The sequence below is a fragment of the Acinetobacter sp. ANC 5600 genome (assembly GCF_002018395.1).
Taxonomy (GTDB): Bacteria; Pseudomonadota; Gammaproteobacteria; order Pseudomonadales; family Moraxellaceae; genus Acinetobacter; species Acinetobacter amyesii.
In genome coordinates this window covers 501274-518430 of the sequence record NZ_MVKW01000003.1, presented here as the reverse complement: position 1 = coordinate 518430, position 17157 = coordinate 501274, and the positions used below count along the sequence as shown (strand labels likewise).

At 42.0% G+C, this 17157-nt stretch carries 16 protein-coding genes; 14 read left to right on the top strand and 2 right to left on the bottom strand.

The annotated features are described in order from the left end of the window. The first annotated feature begins 642 nt into the window (after positions 1-642). The 5 genes from mhpT (at position 643) to ppk1 (ending at position 6427) form a co-directional block, all read left to right on the top strand. A complete protein-coding gene (mhpT, locus tag B1201_RS09340; protein WP_078193261.1) occupies positions 643-1854 on the top strand; it encodes a 3-(3-hydroxy-phenyl)propionate transporter MhpT in 1212 nt (403 codons plus the stop codon). A gap of 151 nt (positions 1855-2005) precedes the next feature. Next, the gene (locus tag B1201_RS09335; RefSeq protein WP_078193260.1) at positions 2006-2395 is read left to right on the top strand and encodes a hypothetical protein; all 390 of its coding nucleotides are present in this window, start codon (positions 2006-2008) and stop codon (positions 2393-2395) included. Between the two features lie 70 nt (positions 2396-2465). Beyond that, a complete protein-coding gene (gene pncA / locus B1201_RS09330) occupies positions 2466-3116 on the top strand; it encodes a bifunctional nicotinamidase/pyrazinamidase (protein WP_078193259.1) in 651 nt (216 codons plus the stop codon). 72 nt (positions 3117-3188) lie between these two features. Beyond that, positions 3189-4157 (top strand): bile acid:sodium symporter family protein, encoded by a 969-nt coding sequence (locus tag B1201_RS09325; RefSeq protein ID WP_078190620.1) that lies wholly within the window; start codon positions 3189-3191, stop codon positions 4155-4157. Between the two features lie 206 nt (positions 4158-4363). After that, complete coding sequence (gene ppk1 / locus B1201_RS09320) at positions 4364-6427, top strand: polyphosphate kinase 1 (protein ID WP_078193258.1); 2064 nt, start codon at positions 4364-4366, stop codon at positions 6425-6427. A 48-nt stretch (positions 6428-6475) separates the two neighbouring features. Here ppk1 and B1201_RS09315 read toward each other — a convergent pair whose 3' ends face one another. Then, entirely contained in the window at positions 6476-7732 is a 1257-nt protein-coding gene (locus B1201_RS09315; RefSeq protein WP_078190618.1) for a hypothetical protein, read from the bottom strand. Positions 7733-7809: 77 nt separating this feature from the next. Here B1201_RS09315 and serB point away from each other — a divergent pair, with 77 nt between their 5' ends. The 4 genes from serB to B1201_RS09295 all read left to right on the top strand — a co-directional run bounded on the left by serB (position 7810) and on the right by B1201_RS09295 (position 10990). Then, complete coding sequence (serB, locus tag B1201_RS09310) at positions 7810-9030, top strand: phosphoserine phosphatase SerB (protein ID WP_078193257.1); 1221 nt, start codon at positions 7810-7812, stop codon at positions 9028-9030. Between the two features lie 414 nt (positions 9031-9444). Further along, on the top strand, positions 9445-9777 hold the full coding sequence (aciT, locus tag B1201_RS09305) for an AciT family ciprofloxacin tolerance protein (protein WP_078193317.1): 333 nt from the start codon (positions 9445-9447) through the stop codon (positions 9775-9777). A gap of 156 nt (positions 9778-9933) precedes the next feature. Beyond that, positions 9934-10413, top strand: coding sequence for an SCP2 sterol-binding domain-containing protein (locus B1201_RS09300; protein ID WP_078190615.1), 480 nt, complete (start codon positions 9934-9936; stop codon positions 10411-10413). 67 nt (positions 10414-10480) lie between these two features. Beyond that, complete coding sequence (locus B1201_RS09295; RefSeq protein ID WP_078193256.1) at positions 10481-10990, top strand: hypothetical protein; 510 nt, start codon at positions 10481-10483, stop codon at positions 10988-10990. Between the two features lie 65 nt (positions 10991-11055). Here B1201_RS09295 and dtd read toward each other — a convergent pair whose 3' ends face one another. Further along, positions 11056-11496: a D-aminoacyl-tRNA deacylase gene (gene dtd / locus B1201_RS09290; protein ID WP_078193255.1), complete on the bottom strand. Its 441-nt coding sequence runs from the start codon at positions 11494-11496 to the stop codon at positions 11056-11058. 229 nt (positions 11497-11725) lie between these two features. Between dtd and B1201_RS09285 the strand changes: the two genes are divergently transcribed. From B1201_RS09285 to asd, 5 genes are all read left to right on the top strand, one after another. Continuing rightward, entirely contained in the window at positions 11726-13243 is a 1518-nt protein-coding gene (locus B1201_RS09285) for a catalase (RefSeq protein WP_078193254.1), read from the top strand. Positions 13244-13424: 181 nt separating this feature from the next. Next, positions 13425-13925: an ankyrin repeat domain-containing protein gene (locus tag B1201_RS09280; RefSeq protein ID WP_078193253.1), complete on the top strand. Its 501-nt coding sequence runs from the start codon at positions 13425-13427 to the stop codon at positions 13923-13925. 147 nt (positions 13926-14072) lie between these two features. Beyond that, on the top strand, positions 14073-15281 hold the full coding sequence (gene pncB, locus B1201_RS09275; RefSeq protein ID WP_078193252.1) for a nicotinate phosphoribosyltransferase: 1209 nt from the start codon (positions 14073-14075) through the stop codon (positions 15279-15281). 153 nt (positions 15282-15434) lie between these two features. After that, on the top strand, positions 15435-16283 hold the full coding sequence (locus B1201_RS09270; RefSeq protein WP_078193316.1) for a sulfurtransferase: 849 nt from the start codon (positions 15435-15437) through the stop codon (positions 16281-16283). Further along, positions 16280-17131 (top strand): archaetidylserine decarboxylase, encoded by an 852-nt coding sequence (gene asd, locus B1201_RS09265; protein WP_078193251.1) that lies wholly within the window; start codon positions 16280-16282, stop codon positions 17129-17131. Before B1201_RS09270 ends, asd begins: the two co-directional genes overlap by 4 nt. Positions 17132-17157 lie beyond the last annotated feature (26 nt).

Here is a 17157-nt window from a genome sequence, read left to right as displayed (position 1 = left end):
GTTCATTGGGCTATACCCAAGTTGAATAATGCTTACGCAAATTATGACTGATCAAACGCATAAGAACAATATGCTTTGGTCAAAGCCATAAAATTCTTTATACAAATCAAACTTAAAACAATCAAGTGTAAAATAGCGGTTTTTTTGCAGCCTGAAAATTGTTCAGCAAGGGCTGAATCTTGAAAATGTGTTATTCAATCGAGAGGGTTGGCATGGTTGATGGGATTGATTAAATCATCAGCAAAAGGTTGATCATGTGTATTCCGTGCTTTTTAATCAGAATTTAAGATTAAATAACAATGACTAAAGATTTAAAAACTATATCAATTCGCTCGGGTTTTATTACAAATGATTGTTAAAAACTTGGGTAATAATCTTTTTTATATCTAATAGAAATAGACATGTTTTTATGAGTGTTTAAAAAGATCGCTTGATTTGACTGTTCATTGCACGATTCATATTTTTTTATTTTAAATTTTTAATTGTTTTTACGACTTTGTGACTTAAAGCACAAAAACTATTACACCATGCACGTAATCCAATTTTGGACGAAAGGCTTCAACTTATTGGTAGTTATATCCTTTATAAGGCTCAGCGATGATGCGACTTAATTTGAACGCTGATGACAACAAGGATTCTCCAATGGAAAAGTCAGATAACAAGCATGCTATTGTCACGGTAGCAATCTGCTTCCTTATTGCCGTAATCGAAGGTCTGGATATTCAGGCTGCAGGTATTGCAGCAGCAGGGATTCGTGAATATTTCGGGCTGGATAGCTCGCAGCTAGGGGTGTTTTTTAGTGCCGGTATTTTAGGATTATTACCTGGTGCTTTGTTGGGTGGTCGGATTGCAGACCGAATGGGCCGTAAAAAAGTATTAATTTGGTCTACGGGGATGTTCGCCATCTTTACCTTATGTACGGTATGGGTAAATAGCTTCCATAGCTTACTCGCTGTACGTTTTCTTGCAGGTGCAGGTTTAGGTGCAGCAATGCCAATTTTAATTACCTTGGCATCTGAAGCAGTAACGCCACAAAATCGTGGTCGTGCAGTCGGTTTGATGTACTGTGGTATGCCTGTGGGTGCGGCAATCTTGTCATTAGTTGCAATGACGGACTTCGGTGCAAACTGGAAAAATATTTTCTATTTAGGCGGTTTATTACCGATTGTTGTGATTCCATTGATGATTTGGTTCCTGCCCGAATCGCGTGAATTCTTGAAAGCCAAAGATCAAGCGGTTCAAGCGACCGCCAATGGCGAAGTGCAACAAGGTGCTTTCAAAAACCTCTTTAACACAGAAAACCGTTTACGTACTTTCTCAATTTGGGTGAGCTACTTCTTCACCTTGATGGTGGTGTACATCATGTTGAGCTGGTTACCGTCGTTGTTCACCGAACTCGGTTTCACTCGTAAAGATGGTGCAACTGCGCAGTTCTACTTCATGGTGAGTGCAACCATTGGTACGATCATTTTAGGTATGTTGACTGACCGTTGGAAGAAAGCTTATGTGATCATTTTGATGTACGGCGGTATTTTGGCAGGTCTATTTGCGCTGAATGGTGCAGGTTCATTGACCCAAATGTACATGGCGTCAGCTTTAGTCGGTGCATTCGTGATTGGTTGCCAAGGTGTATTGTATGCCTTCGGTGGTATCGTGTATCCAACACAGTTACGTGGTACGGGTGTTGGTGTAGCTTCAGCCGTTGGTCGTGTCGGTGCAATGTTAGGCCCTGCAATTGCGGGTCAGTTATTGGCAGCAGGTTTTGGTGCGGCAGGGGTGATTACCGCGGCAATTCCATGTATCGCAATCTCTGCAATATTTATGTTGTTATTGGTACGTCGTATTCCATCATAAGGAACATGTTATATCAAAAAAAGCCCGCATCATGCGGGCTTTTTTATGGCGACAATAGAAGTCGCACTAATGCTTTAAGCCAAGATAAATAAACGTATTTTATGTAAAAATGCAGCAGAATGAGAAAATAAAAAATCAACGTAGAGGGGCTATGTCAGCAAGAAAACTGATCGCAATTTTTAAAGTTGATCAACGTGAATTCAGTTTGTATCTACATCAATACGAACTGATCTTGGAACTCAAACCTGTATTTCAAAGAAATCGCCAACAGCCGAGAAAAAATGCGTGGTTAGCCTTTGCCGATGAACCTACCCTAGAAGATGTTGCTGAAAATATTAATGCATTTGAGGTCATGCAACAGACACGCAGCCATTTATTAAAATATATCTTTCAACATCAACCGCGATATTTTTATTTTCATGATTCGACTCGGCGAAAAGCCCGTATTTACCCACGCTTTGCACAACGTTTGGTTGAGCATTTGCCCAAGTATCGGTATTGTCAGGAAGGACAGTCATTTTATTTTTACGCACAGGACTGAATACTAAGGCTTTTAAAATATGAGCGAATCAGTAGAGTCGCCGACAATGCATGACAACGGATGGAGAGATATGCAAAAAAATACAGCGCTGATTGTGGTCGATGTACAAAATGGTTTTACCCCAGGTGGTCAGTTGGCTGTTGCCAATGCCGATCAAATTATTCCAGGGATTAATCAACTGGGACAATACTTTACGAATATTGTGCTGACTCAAGATTGGCATCCAGCCGACCATATTTCTTTTGCTGAAAATCATCCTGAGCATGTACCTTATGACAGCATAGAGCTGAATTATGGAACGCAAGTATTGTGGCCGACGCATTGTGTACAAGGCACACAGGATGCCGAATTGCATCCTGATTTAAATTTACCAACGGCGCAGCTAATTATTCGTAAAGGTTTTCATCAGCATATCGACAGCTACTCTGCTTTTATGGAAGCAGATCAGAAAACTTCAACAGGTTTGGCAGGCTATTTGCGCGAACGTGGTATTGATACAGTCTTTGTGGTGGGCATTGCCACGGATTTCTGTGTTGCATGGACGGCAATGGATGCACGTAAGCTTGGTTTTGAAACTTTTGTGATTGCTGATTTGACCAAAGGGATCGATTTACAGGGTTCTTTACAGCATGCATGGCAAGACATGTTGGCGAATGGGGTGAAGCGTATTTACCTGAAAGATATTGTGCAGCAGCATGCACAGGCATTATCTTTGGCATGACCCAGTGGGCTCAGTTGAGAAAAGGCACAAGGGTGTGCCTTTTTTGTCCCTGTATTTAAATGGAAGATGCCTATGTCGGCTTTCTTAAAATTCACTCAATTTGTGCAGAAAACATTTGCGATTTGGGTGGTGCTGTTTGCAGCGCTCGCCATGTTTTTTCCCGATGTATTTGTTTGGTTAAAAGCATATATCCCATGGATGCTAGGCATCATTATGTTGGGTATGGGCATGACCATGACACTGCAAGATTTTAAAAGTGTATTGCAAAGCCCTAAAGCTGTGATGATCGGGGTTTTGGCACAGTTTATTGTGATGCCGGGATTGGCTTTTTTCTTGTGTAAATTATTACAACTGCCGACAGAAATCGCGATCGGGGTCATTCTTGTCGGTTGCTGTCCGGGTGGAACGGCTTCTAATGTCATCACCTATATGGCAAAAGGTAATACCGCATTATCTGTTGCCTGTACCTCTGTTTCGACATTACTCGCACCGGTTTTAACCCCTGCGATTTTCTATTTGTTAGCAAGCCAATGGATCGAAATTAATGCGGCATCGATGTTGGTTTCAATTTTACAAGTGGTTTTATTTCCGATCATTGTGGGGTTAATGATTCGAACTGTCTTTAAGCACCGAGTGGATGCCTATATACAGGTCATGCCATTGGTTTCTGTTGTGGCAATTGTAGCGATTGTGGCAGCAATCATTGCGGGTAGTCGAACACAGATTTTGCAATCAGGTTTACTGATTCTTGGGGTAGTGGCCTTACATAATGGCTTGGGCTATCTATTGGGTTTTTGGGCCAGCCGACTGTTTAAATTGCCCTATGCAGACTGTAAAGCAGTGTCGATTGAAGTTGGGATGCAAAACTCAGGTTTGGGTGTGGCATTGGCGGCGACCCATTTTGCCGCTTCACCTCTGACCGCTGTGCCGAGTGCGATTTTTAGTTTGTGGCACAATATTTCGGGTCCTGCACTGGCAACCTATTGGGCAGCGCGGACGAGTGAGCCCAAAGCATCGGAACAAGACAAGCCTGTGCAATAAACAAAAAACAATTCAGTAAAATAGAGGGCAATGTCCCTCTATTTTTTATGTCGAAAATAAATTTTACGATTTGATGAACACGGCTTTAGGGAGTTGCATGCTTTTTTAATTGATTAATGCTATTTGTAACATAAGTGTCATCTCCGCTGCCTAACATGCCGGCAACCACTTTAGATATAGACTGTTTGAAACAGCATTGAGAGGGTATGCAACATTTTCAGCATTCATCAGAGACCTATTATAATCGTGAATTGTCGCTTTTAGATTTTAATCGGCGGGTCTTGGCTCAGGCACTCGATTCAAGTTTACCGTTACTTGAACGCTTGAATTTTCTCATCATTTTTTCACGCAATTTAGATGAATTCTTTGAAATTCGCATTGCGGGGCTAATGAAACAACGAGATTTGAATGCAATTGCACGGACGCCAGATGCCATTCCGACTGAAGTGGTCTTAGATGAACTTTCCCAAGTGATTCATGACACGGTTGCACAGCAATACCAAACCCTCAATCATGCTGTATTGCCTGCACTACAAAGTGAAGGCATTCGTTTTATTCAATTTAAAGATATTTTAGAAAAACATCGGGCGTGGATTAGCCATTATTTTAGTAAAGAAGTTCAACCGGTCTTAACGCCGATTAGCTTAGATCCATCACATCCGTTTCCGCGCTTGGTCAATAAAAGCCTCAACTTCATTGTGAGCCTAGAAGGCAAAGATGCCTTTGGTCGTGCCATTGAAATGGCAATTGTGCCTGCGCCACGCTCATTGCCGCGTTTAATCAAAATGCCCGCCGAGGTTGAAGGCAGTGCAGAGACACAAATTTTCCTGACCGCCATTATTCAGCAACACATTAATGATTTATTCCCGGGGATGAAAGCAACGGGCTGTTATGCCTTTCGAGTGACACGCAATGCAGATTTGGTTCTGGCTGAAGATGTGGATGACTTGGCTGTGGCCTTAAAAGATGAATTGTCTTCACGCCGATTTGGTCGAGCAGTTCGCTTAGAAATTGAAGATGATTGTCCGCAAAGCATTATTGATTATTTGTTAGATGAATTTGATTTGAGTGAGCAGGAGCTCTATCGCATTGACGGCCCGATCAATTTATCGCGTCTCAGTACCAGTTTTAATCGACCTGAACTGAAATATCCGGTCTATACACCGATTATTCCTAAAGTTTTTCGTAAACAAACCGCGATTTTTGATGTATTAAAAACACAAGATGTGTTGTTACATCATCCGTTTGACTCCTTTCAACCGGTCATCAACTTATTACGTGAAGCTGCAAAAGACCCTCAGGTATTAGCCATTAAGCAAACGCTCTATCGTAGTGGGCCAGATTCGGACATCGTACAAGTTTTAGCGGAGGCGGCACGCAACGGCAAGGAAGTAACCGCCGTCATCGAACTTCGGGCGCGGTTTGATGAAGAATCCAATATTACCGTGGCCAATATATTGCAAGAAGCTGGGGCTGTCGTGGTGTATGGCATTGTGGGCTATAAAACCCATGCCAAGATGATTTTGATTGTGCGCCGTGAAAATAATCAGCTGTTACGCTACGCCCATTTGGGAACAGGTAATTACCACGCAGGCAATGCGCGGATGTATACCGATTATGGCCTGATGACGACGCATCCCGATATTTGCGAAGATGTGCATCGTATGTTTCAGGAATTGACCGGTATGGGCAAGATGGCGAAGCTGAAAGCCTTACTGCATGCACCATTTACCCTGCATACTGAATTACTGAAACTGATTGAACAGGAAATTGTTGCCGCACAAGCGGGAAAATACGCACGAATTATTGTGAAGGTCAATGCACTCACGGAACCGCAACTGATTGCTGCTTTGTATCGTGCATCGCAAGCAGGGGTATCTGTAGATTTAATTATCCGTTCGATTTGTTGTTTGATTCCTCAGGTCAAAGGTATGTCTGAGAATATTCATGTGAGATCTATCGTCGGACGCTTCTTAGAGCATACTCGAGTGTATTATTTTGAGCATGCAGGCGAAAAACGATTGTACTGTGCCAGTGCTGATTGGATGGGACGTAACTTATTTTCACGGGTCGAAACCTGTTTTCCCATTTTGGAAAGCCGTTTGAAAAAACGCATTATGAAAGATTGTTTACTTAACTATTTGGAAGATAATCAAAATGCATGGGAAATGCAGTCGAATGGGCAATGGGAGAAAGTCGCGGTTGAAGCAGGTACCGAACCGCATAACGCGCAAAAATATTTGATTGCACAGAAAATTTCGACTGTTTAAGACAAAAAATCCCGACTTAAGTCGGGATTTTTGATTGCGCTAAAACCTTTACGAGGCTTTTGACTGTTTGGATTTTAAAATTTCAGTTCTGAAGTTTTGAGCCAATTCAGCGGCATCACTGTCCATCCCATTGAGCATAAATGCATGACGAGTGAGCACATTGGTCGGATTTGGCAAACTGACCAATTGGAAATGATCTGAAATCTCTTTGAGCAAAGTTGTCGGCACATGAATGGCACTTTCTTTAGCAACCAATTGTTGGACTAAACGTTCAGCCGCTTGCACAGAAGACAATTGCATGGCTTCGACAGAGCTTGAAATCGCGCTACGGGTTTGTAAAACGAAACGTTTTTCTTCACGGTAGCGTTTATATAAAACATCTGAAAGCAATTGGAATACTGAGCTGATCATGGTGAGGCAACGCAGCGCATCTGGAGTGTCAGCGGTCATGCTGATGGTTGCGCCATGTTCATCAAACTTATGTACCGTACTGATGTCAGAACTGTTCAATTTATAATGTTGAACACAGAGTTCTGTGGTTTTATTCAAGAAAATTTGGCAGAGATTAAAATACGGCACAGACACGGTTTTGTTGACGCTATCGAGCAGCTGTTTCGGATCATAAAATTGAATATTTAATGCCAAGCTGTTGCTGTCGAGAACCACTGGTTTCATGTCTTTATGCTGTTTTGCTTTGGCTTGCGCATTTTGCTGCGCTTGAGCAATCGCCACAGCGGCATTATGTTTTTCTTGTTCTAAAGCCTGCGCTAGCGTTTGAATTTCGTGTTTTAGACGTGATTCATTGTTGATTCGCGCTAAATATTCAGTACGACTTGGACGTGCAATAGCGCGATACGCCAACCATAACAAGCCATGTAAGAATAATGAAAATAGAATCGCGGCCCATTGCGTACGTAAGATTTCACCAATACTTGGTTTAATTAAAGTGATTTCAACCGTTCCGACTTTCTTTTCGTTTTGCAGCGCATCACGAACAAAGATTTCACCGTCACGGGTTTTGGTCAAACCGCCTGTAGCCAAGACTTGATTATTGGCATTTAAGATGCGGATGGAAGCCACGCTCGGGTTGGTTGCATAGCGGTCAGCAAGTAAGGCTAATGATACGGTATTGGCCGGCTCAAGCTCAGATAGGCTGTCTGTAACCAATTGACTGGTCATCAGTTGTCCCTGACTGGCACGGTTTTCGTTCAGTTGGTGGGTTGTTGCCAATACCAATAAAAAGGTATGCAAAGCAAAACAAACTACTAATAGGCTAGCAAATAGCCCTTGTCTAGGCGCATTCAACGTAAACTTCCAAGGCATTTCTATTCAATTTAGATTATGATTCTTACATTAGTTGTAGCTCAGACCCGAGTCAATTCATGCGAGAAATCATTCTTATATCACTTTTAGGACCTGACCAACCTAATCAATTTACACGATTAATGCAGGTTTTGTCCGCACATTCCTTACAGATTTTAGATGTCGGACAAGCAGTCATCCACAATCAGCTGACTTTAGGTATTGTTGTTTCGTCGGAAGACCAGACTGCGACAGCATTAGCCATGAAGGAGATGTTGATTTTAGCACATGATATTGGCTTAACTGTGCGCTTTAAACCAATCTCTACAACAGAATATCAACAATGGGTAAATGAGGGAGGCCGCACACGCTATATCGTTACGGCACTTGCGCCAGAATTACAGGCGTCTCATTTACAGGCAGTTACAAATATTGTGTCGAGCCAAGGCTTCAATATTGAAACTGTGACTCGTTTATCTGGCCGTCCAGAGTTAGATGGATCAAGTGAAGGTCCGCGCCGTGCCTGCGTTCAATTTGGTTTAAAAGGCCAAATGTTGGATGCCACTGCGATGCGTGCAGCATGTTTACGTCTATCTACCGAACTTGGGGTAGATGTTGCCGTTCAAGAGGACAATGCTTACCGTCGTAATCGTCGTTTGGTCTGCTTTGATATGGACTCGACGCTGATTGAGCAAGAGGTGATTGACGAATTGGCGATTGAAGCGGGTGTTGGCGCTCAAGTGGCTGAAATCACTGAACGTGCTATGCAAGGCGAGCTTGATTTCCAACAAAGTTTCCGTGCACGTGTGGCACTGCTCAAAGGTATGGATGCTTCTGTATTGCCTAAAATTGCAGAACGTCTGACTGTCACAGAAGGTGCGGAACGTCTGATTTCAACGCTTAAATCACTGGGCTATCGCACGGCTATTTTGTCAGGTGGTTTTCAGTATTTTGCTGAATATCTACAAGCAAAACTGGGTATCGATGAAGTCCATGCCAATGTACTGGACGTCCAAGATGGTGCAGTAACGGGTGAAGTCAAAGGCCATATTGTGGATGGTGCTCGCAAAGCCTTCTTATTGACACAAATCGCTGAAGAAATGGGGATTTCATTAGAACAAGCCATTGCAGTCGGTGATGGTGCGAATGATTTGCCAATGTTGTCTTTAGCCGGCTTAGGCGTTGCTTTCCGTGCGAAACCTTTAGTGCGTCAAAATGCCAATCAAGCCATTTCAAGCGTGGGTCTAGATGGTGTTCTTTACCTGCTTGGGGTGCATGATAAAGATTTAAATCGTGCTTAAAACCATTTAAGGCACAGTCAAAAACGTAGCCAAAAGGCTGCGTTTTTTTATGCCAAGAATTCAGCTCATCCGATGAACGGTAGAAGAAAATTGTCGATAAAAACAACGATTAACAGCATTCGAAAAATTAATTTTTTTAGCCTAAAACCAGCTGTTTTTTTTGTAATGACACTCGAAACGAGATGCCATCATTGTTCTAGAAATTCTTTAAAAAGAAAAAATGTAATGACAAAATAATGTTGCGACAAGGTGTGTCGCATGGACAAAAAACGAGACTTTTTTTATGCAAAAAACTCAGCATAATGCTTGCAAGAGATTGAGATCGACCAAATCTATTTACTGAAGATACAGTAGTGAGACGGCTCAGCATCCTGTAAGACAAGAGATGTCAGCTGTCAAATGACGGAGGTTTTTATGTTAACAGCGAATTTAGCAACAATCGTTGGCCTGAGCTTGGTATCGGCGGCTGTGATTGCTGTTTTCTTCTCGCCTTATCGTCGCTGGTTAAGTTTTATGCTGGCGGGGATGCTGGTGTGGGGACTCATTGAAGTGATTCGATTTGGCACACAAACCATGTTTGAATTATCAGTGACCTATAGTTATTTAACGGCATTAATGACCGCAATGGTGGTATTCACTTTAGTATTGTTACGTGAAGACCGCCGTGCAGAGCGTGCGATGGCAAAGCGCCAATGTATAGAGCACACGCCTGTATATGATGAAGAACAGCAATGTTCGAGCCGATAAGTGCCAGAACAAAATTTCAATGAAAATGCGCCTAAGGGCGCATTTTTTTATGAACGCATTAGTCCGATTTGAGATACAAAGCCTTACTTCTCAAAAGCCAAGTTATGGTAGGATGAAGCCAGTCAATTTTCCAACAATTACAATAGGCTTTAAGTCATGAAACTATCATCAATTCCTGTCGTAAAACTACCTTTAGTTGATGTCAGTACGGATCCACTTGATTTACTCGTGGCAGGTTTAGCGCTTCGTATGAAACAGCTTGCACGTACTAGCCCTAAATTCATTGAATTGGTTCATGAACGTCAATTCCGTATTCAAATCGGCACGGATTTAGGTGTTGCGCGTCAAATTATTGTAAATAATGGACAGATTGATACTGTTTCAGGCGATGCTGAAAAAGCAGACTTTATTTTGCAATTTGCGGACAGTGAACAGGGCGTAAAAACCCTGATGAAAGGTGACCCAACTGCATTCATGACGGGGATGCAAAATGGCAGTATTAAAATGGAAGGTGATTTTGGTCTACTGGTTTGGTTTAACCAAGTGGCGAAGTTAATTCCACCTAAACTTCCAAAACCGGTTAAAGAAAAAATCAAAATCGCACGTGCGTTTATTAAAGAAAAAACAGGAAAATAATTTTAATTTTCGTTGAAAATTAACGTTTTTTTGGTAAAAATACCCTCACTTTTTAGGGGGTATTTTTATGAAAAAATTAATTACGTCGGGTTTAATTGCCGCATCATTAACAATGACAGGTTGTGCAAGCATTATTTCGGGGTCAACTCAAACTTTAACGTTTAAGTCAGTGCCAGATGAAGCATCGATTTCGATTACAAATAAAGCTGGAGAAAAAGTACATACTGGCATCACACCTGCAACTGTTACTTTAAAACGTGGCACTGGATACTTTAAACCTGCAGCTTATGATGTGACATTTAAAAAAGATGGCTATCAAACAAAGACTGTACAGGTGACAGGAACGGTAAATGGTTGGTATGTCGCTAATATTATTTTTGGCGGACTTATTGGTCTGTTAATTGTTGATCCAGCAACGGGTGCAATGTATACATTGAATCCGTCTGATGTAAATGCGGTATTAGATGCGAATCAAACAACTGCTGCACAGAAAAATGAGCAATCATTAACAGTTATGCTTGTGAAAGATATTCCAGTAGATATGATGCAACGCGCAAAATTAATTACAACGCTGTAAAAGCTGAGATTTAATTTAAGTAATAAAAAAGCCCTCTTTTGAGGGCTTTTTTAATGCTTCAGTGGTTATTCAACTTCTAAATTAAAGGTCACTGGACCGTCATTGACCAAATGCACTTTCATGTCGGCAGCAAAGATGCCTGTTTGTACATGGTCATATTGGCTCTTGGTGTAATCGACCAGCTGTTCATACAGTGCTTTGGCATCGCTTGGCGGCATGGCAGGGCCAAAATCAGGGCGCAGGCCTTTTTGCGTTTGTGCCATCAGGGTAAATTGAGACACCAAGAGGATACCGCCGCCGGCTTGACTGACATTCCAGCCCATCTTGCCTTGTTCATCATCAAAAAAACGGTATTTCAAGATTTTATCGATCAGCTTTTTGCCTTTTTCTAAATCGTCAGCTTTGCCAAGTCCTAAAAACACCAAAATACCGTGATTGATTTCACCCGTGATCTCACCATCGACCACCACTTTGGCTTCCAAAACACGTTGTAACAAGGCCCGCATAAATTCTTCCGAGTAGAAAATTGAACATAGGGCAGGGATTGTAGCAAAGACAGCATTCTTTCGAAGCGATGTTTAGAAAATTTTGGGCTCAAACATTTGAAAATGAAATGTATATTTTTTATAAATCTAATAATGCGATTGAATTTATAAAAATAATCTGTTTTATCTATTTATTAAATATCAGTATCTTTGCGGGGCAGGAAAGGTATTTAACAGAGAGATTAAGACGATGTTTAAGCGTTCTTTATTGGTTGCGATGTTAGCAACAGCAACAGCGGCGACTCAAGCAGCGCCATTAACCAAAGACAATGGTGCACCAGTAGGCGATAACCAAAACTCGATTACTGCGGATCCAAATGGTTCAGTTCTACTTCAAGACGTACAATTGGTTCAAAAATTACAACGTTTTGGTCGTGAGCGTATTCCTGAGCGTGTGGTACATGCCCGTGGTACAGGTGCTTATGGTGAATTCGTTGCAACTAAAGATTTATCTGATCTCACCATTGCTTCATTGTTCAAAGCAGGTACTAAGACTCCAGTTTTCTTACGTTTCTCTACTGTAATTCATGGTAAAGGTTCTCCAGAAACTTTACGTGACCCGCACGGTTTTGCGATCAAGTTCTATACACAAGAAGGCAACTGGGACTTAGTGGGTAACCAAACTCCAGTATTCTTCATCCGTGATGCGATCAAATTCCCAGACTTCATCCATGCCATGAAGCCTAGCCCAATCAACAACGTTCAAGACGCAAACCGCGTATTTGATTTCTTGTCTAGCCAGCCATGGGCAACCAACATGTTGACTTATGTGTATGGTAACCAAGGCGTGCCTACCAGCTACCGCGAACAAGACGGCTTTGGTGTACATGCGTACAAGCTTTATAACGACAAAGGCGAATACAAATACGTTAAATTCAACTTCCGCTCTAAACAAGGCGTGAAAGGTCTGAACGTTAAAGAAGCTGCTGAGCAACAAGGTAAAGATTTTAATCACTTGACTAACGATCTTTATAACAACATCAACGCGGGCAAATTCCCGAAATGGGATCTTTATATCCAAGTGTTAGATCCTAAAGATTTAAACAGCTTTGATTTTGACCCGCTTGATCCAACAAAAATCTGGCCGACGAACCTAGTTCCAGAAACTAAAGTCGGTACGTTAACGCTGAACCGTATGCCGAAAAACTTCTTCAATGAAACTGAACAAGTGGCATTGGCTCCAGGTAACTTAGTTCCAGGTATCGAGCCTTCAGAAGACCGTCTATTACAAGGTCGTATCTTCTCTTACTCAGATACTCAAATGTACCGTTTAGGCGCGAACCACCAGCAAATTCCAGTCAACCGTCCATTAGTTGCTGTAAACAACAACAACCAAGATGGCTACATGAATGTTAGCGAGCGTGATTCTGATGTGAACTACGAGCCAAGCCGTAAAGTGCCTAAAGCTGCCACTGAGAAAGCACGCGCTGTTCAAACTCCGCTGACAGGCACAGTTCAACAGATCGGTACCAAAGAGCAAAACTTCAAGCAAGCGGGTGAGCTTTACCGTTCATACTCTGCTAAAGAAAAAGACGATTTAATCATGAACTTGGCTGCGGATCTTGGCAACGTAAAAGATTCTGAAACCAAGCACATCATGTTGTCTTACTTCTATAAAGCAGATGCAGACTACGGTACACGTATGACTAAAGCAGTAAACGGTAACCTTGCAACTGTAAAAGCTAAAGCAGCACAACTGAAAGACTAATTTCGATCAGTCTTAAGGATTGGTAACTAGGGTCTAGAACGTTACCTCAAAAAAGTCCTATGAAGCTCCATACCTTTCCTGCACCCTAGGGGGAGTTTCATAGGCACTCCTTAAATATTCATTTTTATGAAATGAATTATTTCTAATTCAATTCTACATTCGATTTCTGTTGGAGTTCATCATGAAAGTTATGCAACATTTGACTTTAGCCAGTCTTCTAGCGTTTGGTTCCGCATTCGCAAACGTGGCAATCGCGGAAGATATCTCCCCCGCTAAAGCAACTGCAAGCGATCAGATGACCTCACAACAGGAATTGATCGCAATTTTCTTTGCTGCAGCCAAAACTGGCAATGAAGAAGTCATCAATGAATTTCTTAAGCACGGTTTTCCGGTCGATGTGCGCAATGCTTCGGGTTTTACACCACTGATGATGGCGACCTATTATGGTCATCAAAATATTGTGACTCGTTTGCTGGAACAAGGTGCAGACCGCTGCGCACGTGACAATAAAGGCAACACCGCATTGATGGGTGCCATGTTTAAATTAGAATGGGCGATTGCAAAGCAATTACGCCAAGTGGATTGCGATGCAAATGCCAAAAAAATGGGGCAAAAGACTGCAGAACAGTTTGCGCGTGAATTTGGTCAAGAAGAAAAATATCGACAGTTACTCAAAAAATAGTGAGCTTGATCGCGCTCAGCTTCAGCAAAAAAATTGAAAAAAGTCGACGAATCGCGGTGATTTATAAGTTATTCCACTAAATCAATCGGCTTTTTATCAATAAAGTATGCTTTAATGCAAAGAGTTGATAAAAAACTGAAAGTCTTTATGTCTCCAATCATCCAATCCTTATTAGACACAGATCTGTATAAATTCACCATGCTTCAGGTGGTGTTACACAAATTTCCGCAAACCCATAGTGTGTATCACTTTCGCTGCCGTAACTTGGATGATACAGCCTATCCACTGGTTGAAATTTTGGATGATTTAAACATGCAGCTCGACATGCTTTGTCAGTTGAAGTTTAAAGAAGATGAATTGCAGTATTTACGCAGTTTACGTTTTATTAAAAGCGATTTTGTTGATTATCTTGAATTATTTCAGCTTAAACGCCGTTTTATTAAAGCGGGTATTGATGATGAAGGTCGACTCGACATTTGGGTAGAAGGCCCAATGGTTCAAGCGATGATGTTTGAAATCTTTGTTTTAGCCATCGTCAATGAATTATATTTCCAACGTATTCGTACACCAGAAGTTTTAGCCGAAGGTGAGCGCCGTTTACAACATAAGGTTGCCTTGCTGAAGCAGTATGAAGCACGGCAAAATCCAAATGATCCACCATTCTTGGTCTCTGATTTTGGCACGCGTCGTCGTTATAGTTATGCATGGCAAAAGCATGTAATTGAAGAATTAAATCAGGCTTCACCGTATATTTTCCGCGGTACAAGTAATGTTCTGATTGCCAAAGACTTGAACATTACTCCAATTGGTACGATGGCGCATGAGTTTCTACAAGCATTCCAAGCGCTTGATGTTCGTCTACGTAACTTCCAGAAGTCTGCGCTAGAAACATGGGTGCAGGAATACCGCGGTGACTTAGGAATAGCCTTAACGGACGTTGTCGGTATGGATGCGTTCCTACGTGACTTCGATTTGTACTTTGCCAAACTATTCGACGGTTTACGTCATGACAGTGGCGACCCGTATGAATGGGGCGATAAAGCCTATGCGCATTACAAAAAGCTTAAAGTCGATAGCAAAAGTAAAATGCTGACCTTTAGTGATGGTCTAAATATCGAAAAAGCGTGGGATTTGCATAATTACTTCAAAGACCGTTTCCAAGTTAGCTTTGGTATTGGCACCAACTTGACCAATGATATGGGGCAAACTGCGCTGAATATCGTACTGAAACTGGTTGAATGTAATGGTCAATCTGTGGCAAAAATTTCAGATAGTCCGGGTAAAACCATGACAGATAACGATACTTTCTTGGCGTATCTGCGTCAGGTGTTTGACATCTCTGAAGTTAGCGCTTAAACACAGCATTAGATAAAACTAAAAAAGCCGAATCAATGATTCGGCTTTTTTATATCTAAAATATTGCTAAAGGAATGCAAAGATTCAGAATAATAGTGAAAATGACTTATGCTAAGATCGAATTTAATCGCACAAAATACAACACGAACAACGATGACAGCATCTACACTGAATTTTGGTCTGCTGATTGAAGCGGAAGAATTGGTTTCACATCTTGGTAATGAAAAACTACGGATCGTCGATTTGAGTCGTCGTTCGGTTTATGACCAATTGCATATTCCACATGCACTGCATGTGCAGCCGAAACTGTTAGTGCGTCAAGAAGAACAAGCGATGGGGCTTTTACCTGACCAAGCCGGTTTAGAACAGCTCATCAGCTATCTGAATATCAGTCCAGATCATCATGTGGTGGTGTATGACGATGAAGGTGGGGCATGGGCTGGCCGACTGATTTGGAACTTGCATTGCCTCGGTTTTGAAAATACCAGTCTCCTCAATGGTGGCATCCATGCTTGGCTTGGGGCAGGCTTACCGACCTCGTCTGAAATTGAGCAATTTGAACCCGTGAGCCCATTGGTTGAAGTAAGTGCAGAGGCGCGTGCTCAGTATCAAACAAATTATGATGAGCTATTGGCTCGTGTACAGCAGGAGCAGATCCAAGTATGGGACTGCCGTACCGAAGATGAATATACAGGCTTACGTTTAGCAGCGCGACGCGGCGGTCACATTCCGGGGGCACGACATTTCGAATGGAGTACTGCCCTTAACCGAGAAAATCATTTAAAATTGCATCCTTTAGAACGCACACAACAACGCTTAGAACAATTGGGATTCAATTTAAACGAACCTGTGGTGGTATATTGTCAGTCCCATCATCGGTCGGGCCTAGCTTATATACTAGGACGTTTACTCGGTTGGAATATTCGAGCTTATGATGGTGCGTGGAGCGAGTGGGGCAACCGACTCGATAGTCCTGTGATCACCGGAGAGTTGCCGTCTTGAGCCTTACATCTCAGTTAAAAAAACAAATTTTTATTCAAGCTCAGCGTGTTGTTCCACAGCACAAATTATCACGTATCGTCGGTAAATTGGCTGCAAGCGAAAACCCTGTGGTGAAAAATGCTGTGATTACCGCATTTAAAGCACAGTATGGCATCGACATGTCGATTGCTGAGCAAAGTAATGCCCTGAAATTTAAATCATTCAATGAATTTTTCACTCGTTCTTTAAAAGAAGGCGTACGTGTAGTTGATGCAAATGCCAACAGTGTTGTTTCACCCGCAGATGGTGCGATTTCACAACTGGGTAAAATTGAAAATGGTGATGTATTTCAGGCCAAAGGGCAGAAGTTCACTGTTGAAAACCTGATTGCCGATCCACAATTGGCTGAGCCGTTTAAAAATGGTCAGTTTGCTACGGTTTATTTGTCTCCAAAAGACTACCACCGTGTACATATGCCATTTGCAGGGACATTGACAGAAACTTTGTATGTACCGGGTGAATTATTCTCTGTAAACCAAACCACTGCTGAAAATATTCCGGGTTTATTCGCTCGTAATGAACGCATGGTCTGCTTATTTGATACAGAAGTTGGTCGTATGGCGGTCGTACTGGTAGGTGCAATGATCGTGGCAGGTATTGAAACCGTGGCTACAGGTAAAGTTAAACCGACAGGGCGTTTGGAACTCAATCAACACGATTTATTCTTAGAAAAAGGTGCAGAATTGGGCCGTTTCTATTTAGGTTCAACAGCGGTAGTGTTGTTTGAAGAAAACAAAATGCAATGGGATGCGACCTTTAAAGCCAACTCGACTGTGGTGATGGGCGAAGCTTTAGGGCATACCATTTAATGAATTCCCTGTCCTTTTAGGAGAGG